We start from the raw sequence: 5,733 nt of genomic DNA on the forward strand, positions 1-5,733 counted from the left end.
GCACCGAGTCTCGGTGCCATGAGAAACGGCCAGGCAAATCTCATCTTTGCCGCATTCACTGCTCATGCGGCAGCATGTCTCGGACGATCCGCATGGGGGACCGCATCGCTCTGTCTTCTTTGCGCACTGATGATCAAGCCCCTCGGCTTGGTGATGGTGCTCCTGGCAGCGCTCGTTTACCGACCTTTACTATGGCGGCTTATTCCGGGCGTGCTCATCTTCCTTTCCTTCCCCTTTCTTTTTGCCGGAACGCCCTATGTGCTGTCTCAGTATCTGCAATCCGTCGAACGTCTCTTTTCCTCCTCCCTTGTCACCGAACATCGTTTCGCCGACCTGAACGGACTTTTGCAGACCATAGGAGTTGACCTTAGGGGAGGTTTCTCACAGTTCGTGAGGATCATGGCCGGTCTTGTAACGGCGATACTATGGCTCATCGGGGCAAAGCGGATTTGCGAACCCCGGCAGCAGGCCTGTCTTCTTTTGGGACTCGCCACCACGTATCTGATGCTTTTTAACCCGATGACGGAGGGGAACAGTTACGTAATCGTGGCGCCGGTGCTGGCGGTCTATGCCGTTCGCTTTCTCCTGGTGGAAGGGCGTCCAATCCTTGGATGGGGATTGGCATTCCTGTGTTTCTCTATCGGTGTGCTCCCTGAAATAGTCCGGGGAGTGGACAGAAATTTCGGATTGTGGTGGCCGCCTGTCATGATGTTGATGTTTGGCGCTTTCCTGACTCACATGGTTTTTTCGGGAGAACCAAAAGCAGAAAGGCCTGCGAGTCTTTCTACGGATAGTGGTGGCCGAACGCAATGCATCGACTAGGGGACTGCGTTGCGACGCGTTCTGAGCCGCACGATGGTTATGAGGTCTTCATTCGGATTCTTCCAACGAACCCCGTTGTGGTATGCACTGCATGAGTAAGGGTCTTGCCATCGACCTCTTTTCCTGGGGGAATCCTTTATGAACAGCCCTCTTCTCCGCGGCTCATGGAGGGTCATGACGATCATGGGGATTCCCATCAGGATCCATTTTTCGTGGCTGATAATCTTCGGCCTGATCACCTGGTCGTTGTCCGAATTCTATTTCCCGCAGGCCGCGCCCGATCTCCCTACCGCGTCTTACTGGCTTAAGGGAGTCCTCGCGGCGCTGCTCCTCCTCATCTCTGTTGCCCTCCATGAACTCGCCCATTCCTTCGTCTCTCTCCATTACCGGATACCGATAACGGGAATCACGCTTTTCATCTTCGGCGGTGTTTCAGAAATGAAGGGGGAACCGCAGACGCCAAGGGCGGAACTCACGATAGCGATGGCCGGACCGCTTTCGAGTTTCCTTCTCTCGGCGATCTTCTTCCTGCTCTCTGCGGCAACGGAGGGCCAGGGGATGAAGGCCCTCTACGCCTATGTCGCACGGCTCAACCTCATTCTCGGCATATTCAATCTCATCCCCGGTTTTCCGATGGACGGCGGAAGGGTATTGCGGTCTATCATATGGAGAAAGAAGAATGATTTTCTCTATGCGACCCGAAAGGCATCCGGCTTCGGCCAGAAGGTAGCGCTCTTTTTCATCTTCTCCGGGCTGCTTTCTGTCTTCGCCGGTTTTCCCGGCGGGATATGGATGATGCTCATCGGGTGGTTTCTCTTTACCGCGGCGCAGGCAAGCTACCAGCAGGTCAGTCTCCAGGAGGCGCTTGCCGGTGTGAGGGTCAGGGACGTGATGGTAAGAGATATCGTTACGATCAGCCCGTCGACCACCCTAGCCGAGGCGGTGGATCTCTTTTTTCTCCGATACGGTTACGGAGGGTTTCCAGTCTTCGATGACGGAAGACTCCTCGGCATGCTGACCCTGAAAGAGGTGAAGGATGTCCCGAGAGAGGACTGGCAGACGCTGACCGTGGCCGACGTTCTCGTGCCGCACAGTAAGCGGTGGGAGATATCTCCGGAGAGCACGGTTATGCAGGCCCTCGAGATCATGATAGCGGAGGACAGGGGGAGGCTCGTCGTTACAGAAAATGATAGGGTAGCAGGCCTTATCACGAGAAACGGTATCGCACAATACGTGCAGCTCATGAGGAGATGATCCCCTTCTCAATGCGCCGTCCATCTCTCAAGCAAGAACCTTGCGCCCTCTTTGTCGAGGGGCTGGTTTCCTGAACCACACTGCGGGTCCTGCACACACGAGGGACATCCTTCCTCGCACGGGCATTCCCGTATCACCGCCAGTGTAGCTCTGAACCAGTCATCGATCACCTGAAACGCCCTCTTCGTGAGGCCGATGCCGCCTTCGTATCCATCGTAGATGAATATCGCCGGCTTCCGAAAGCGAGGGTAGAGACTGTAGCTGAGACCTCCGATGTCTCCCTTGTCACAGAGCGTGAATAAGGGGATGCATGCGATAGACGCATGCTCCGCTGCGTGGAGGCTTCCCGCAAGGTCATGACCGCGTGATTCCAGGGCCCTCACCGTATCTCCATCTATCTCTATCCAGAGCCCCTCGGAATCGAAGAGATACTCCGGCATCGAGAGTTCATGCCTCGAAAGCCGTGTCCGGTCAAAGATGTTCCTCTTCTCGAATCCGGTGATCCTGTTTGTCATCCTCAGGGTTCCCCAGTGGACGGCGAATCTCAGGAGGTCCTTTGTTTCCTTTTCTTCGATGATCTCCGTTTCTTCCTTCGACAACGCCTGGGTATAGTAAAAGACATCGACTTCAGTACAGACGACCTTCCTTCGTTCAAGGTCGAGATCCCTCACCATAAACTGTCTTCCCCGGTGGAGATAGATCGCGCCCGGGAACGCCTCTCTGAGGACCCTGTACCCGCTCAGTTCACCGATGCTCTTCCCCCGCTCATCGAGGAGAGGGAAGGGCTCGCCGATCGTGCGGATACCGACCTCCCTCTGGGGCATTCTCACACGGGAAAACCAAATGTCTCCCTTCTTTCCCGGATTGAGGAGGCCGTCAGCCACAAGTTCATTGAACAGTGGCCTCAGTCTTTTCACGTCATAAACAGGGTCGTCTTTCCCCAGATACGCCTCCGAGGCAGCACAGGGCAGATGCCTCTTCAGGATGGTGGTGTTGTCGGGGTCGATTACCGCCGCCTCGTGGTTCTTTTCGAAAAAAGAGTCGGGATGACGCATGAAGTACTGATCGAGCGCATCCTGTGTGCCTACCATAAAGATCACAGACTCCTGCCCGTGCCTCCCGACCCTGCCGGCCCGCTGCCAGGTGCTCGATACTGAACCGGGATATCCGACGAGAATACATGCGTCGAGGCCTCCGATGTCGACGCCGAGTTCGAGGGCGCTGGTCGAGACGACACCGAGGAGTTCTCCGGTGAAAAGCCTCTGCTCTATCTCCCTCCGCTCCCTGGGGAGAAAGCCCGCACGATAGGGACTGATCTTTTCGGCAAGCCCGGGTTCCCTGTCGAGAGTCCACCGATAAAGAAGCTCGGTGATCTTCCTCGCCTTCGTAAATACGATCGTCTTCAACCCCGCCTTCAGACACTCGATGAAGAGCCATGTCGCTTCCGTGTACGGGCTGTCGTGAGGGTTCAGGAATATGAAGTGGCGTCCCGCTTGGGGAGCACCGCTTTCGAGGACCGGCCTGAAGGAGATCCCCGTGAGTTCCTCTGACAGATCGAGGGGATTTGCGATGGTGGCCGAACAGGCAATGAACTGAGGGTTGGACCCCCAGTGGTGGCAAATCCTCCGCAATCTCCTGAGCACATGGGCCACATGAGAGCCGAAGACACCTCGGTAGGAATGGATCTCATCGGTCACCACGTATTTGAGGTTCCTGAAAAATTCCTCCCATTTTCGGTGAAAGGGGTTTATCGCGAGGTGGAGCATATCAGGGTTGGTGAATATCACCTTCGGCTTGAGCCTCCTGATCTTTTCCCTCCTGTAGGCCGTTGTGTCACCGTCATAAACCTCGGCAGGCTCGATAATCACGCTTCGCCCCTTTTGGGGCCGGGCATGGAAGGGAAGTTCCGTATGCATCCCGAGGGCATCGAAAAGTTCGTTGAGGTTCTTTACCTGGTCTTGTTCGAGTCCCTTGAGGGGGAAGATATAGAGCGCTCTTGATCCGGGGTCGGCTATGATCGATTCGATGACCGGTATGTTGTAAATGAGGCTTTTCCCGCTCGCCGTCGGCGTCATGACGACAACGTTCTCACCCTGTCTGATCAGATCTATCGCCTCGACCTGATGGCTCCAGAACCGCTCCATTCCCCTGCTTCCGAGGACCGCCCTCAGGTTCTCATCGAGATCCAGCTTCTTGTATCGAGGCGCGACCGAAGAGATATATGTATGTTCGGCGAGCTGGCTTGCGAAGCGCCTCTCCCTTTCGAGGGATTCGAGGAAATCGACGACAGACATGCTCCCATTATACAATGACCTGTTGCTTCACTTCTCCGAAGGTAACGGCCAGCCAGCATCGGCCGGAGATTCGCGGTATACAAACAGCATGTTTCGTTGAAGCTATGTAGACCGGAAGAATCGGCCGGACCGAATGGTCACGACTCCCACCAGAAGGTCATCAGAGGAGCGATACGGAGAAAAGCGGGCGCAACGAACACCGCGATTCTTACCCGATGTGCGCGCTCAGCTAAGGTTCCGCTTCAGCCTTTTCTGCTGATACATCATCCTGTCGGCCTGAGCAATCAACGCATCAACGGAACAGGGGTCTTCCGGGTCATAATAGGATACGCCAAAACTTATCGATAGCCTGTAGCTGCGCTTCCCTGTTGCGTTGTGATTTTCTATGCTCTTTTCGAGACGAGTGATGATCGCTTCGACGCTTTCCCGGGTGGTTCCTATCGGGATGACCGCGAACTCGTCACCGCCGATTCGAGAGACGATGTCTGACTCCCGGCACGTCGCCTTGAGTACGTGGGCAAAATCGACGAGCGCCCGATCCCCCTCTCGATGACCTAAGGTATCATTTGTCTCCTTCAGATGATCCAGGTCGGCGTAGAGCATGAAGAGTCCTTTTTTCTGCCGCCTGGCAATCATGAGAAGCCTTTCCGCGAAGGCGAAGAATCCCCTGCGGTTATGGATGCCGGTGAGTTCATCGGTGATCGACATCGCAAGGAGTCTCTCTTGTTGCTGAACCTTCATAGCCCTCATGAGTATCTCCTTTTCCGTAAAAGGTTTTTTTATAAAATCAGCAGCCCCTGCCTCGAAGGCTTCGTCATAGGTGAAATCTTCGACAAATCCCGTCATGACGATGACTGCGATATCGGGCCTGATGCTCTTGGCCGCCTTCGTGAGTTCGATGCCGTCCATACCGGGCATGACGATATCCGTTACCATAACATCGAAATTTCTCCGGCTCAAAAGCTCGAGAGCAATAACGGCGCTGGGAGCCGTTTCGCAATGGTACCCATGGGACGTGAAGATCTCCCGGATCAGCGACAGGATCGTTTCCTCATTATCAACAACGATAACCGATCTTCTTTCATCCATCTCTTCGTGCCATCTCTTTTTCAAGAATTCATCCATCGATGTTCTAAGATTTTCTGACGGAAAGAAGGGACGCCACTAGGCGGACATAATTATGATCCTTTTCAACTAGTGCTATTCCCATTCCGTCTTCGAGGGATCTTCCTCCGCCGTCAGCCCTCTCGAGAACCCTCGCGACCCTTCCTCTCAATTTTGATACGGAGTCATCAGGGAGGTGAATGGTCATATCGATTATTGTTCCAGCGGCGAAGGTATTCCGGGACCTTATGAAGAGTCC

At 54.7% G+C, this 5,733-nt stretch carries 5 protein-coding genes; 2 read left to right on the plus strand and 3 right to left on the minus strand.

Annotated features, from left to right (window positions below; genetic code table 11):
* Both VEI96_02070 and VEI96_02075 read left to right on the plus strand, forming a co-directional pair.
* On the plus strand, positions 1 to 822 hold an 822-nt coding region (locus tag VEI96_02070; protein HXX56770.1), incomplete at its 5' end, for a hypothetical protein.
* A 138-nt stretch (positions 823 to 960) separates the two neighbouring features.
* Positions 961 to 2,076 carry a site-2 protease family protein gene (locus tag VEI96_02075; protein ID HXX56771.1) on the plus strand — a complete coding sequence of 372 codons (1,116 nt, stop codon included), beginning with the start codon at positions 961 to 963 and terminating at the stop codon, positions 2,074 to 2,076.
* A gap of 8 nt (positions 2,077 to 2,084) precedes the next feature.
* On the opposite strand, the gene VEI96_02080 is transcribed toward VEI96_02075, so the two are convergent.
* The 3 genes from VEI96_02080 to VEI96_02090 all read right to left on the minus strand — a co-directional run.
* Positions 2,085 to 4,370, minus strand: a complete 2,286-nt coding sequence (locus VEI96_02080; GenBank protein HXX56772.1) for a DEAD/DEAH box helicase — start codon at positions 4,368 to 4,370, stop codon at positions 2,085 to 2,087.
* Between the two features lie 225 nt (positions 4,371 to 4,595).
* On the minus strand, positions 4,596 to 5,483 hold the full coding sequence (locus VEI96_02085) for a diguanylate cyclase (GenBank protein HXX56773.1): 888 nt from the start codon (positions 5,481 to 5,483) through the stop codon (positions 4,596 to 4,598).
* Positions 5,484 to 5,502: 19 nt separating this feature from the next.
* A partial coding sequence (locus VEI96_02090; protein ID HXX56774.1) for a hypothetical protein occupies positions 5,503 to 5,733 on the minus strand: 231 nt, incomplete at its 5' end.

This window comes from Thermodesulfovibrionales bacterium (genome assembly GCA_035622735.1).
GTDB lineage: Bacteria > Nitrospirota > Thermodesulfovibrionia > Thermodesulfovibrionales > UBA9159 > DASPUT01.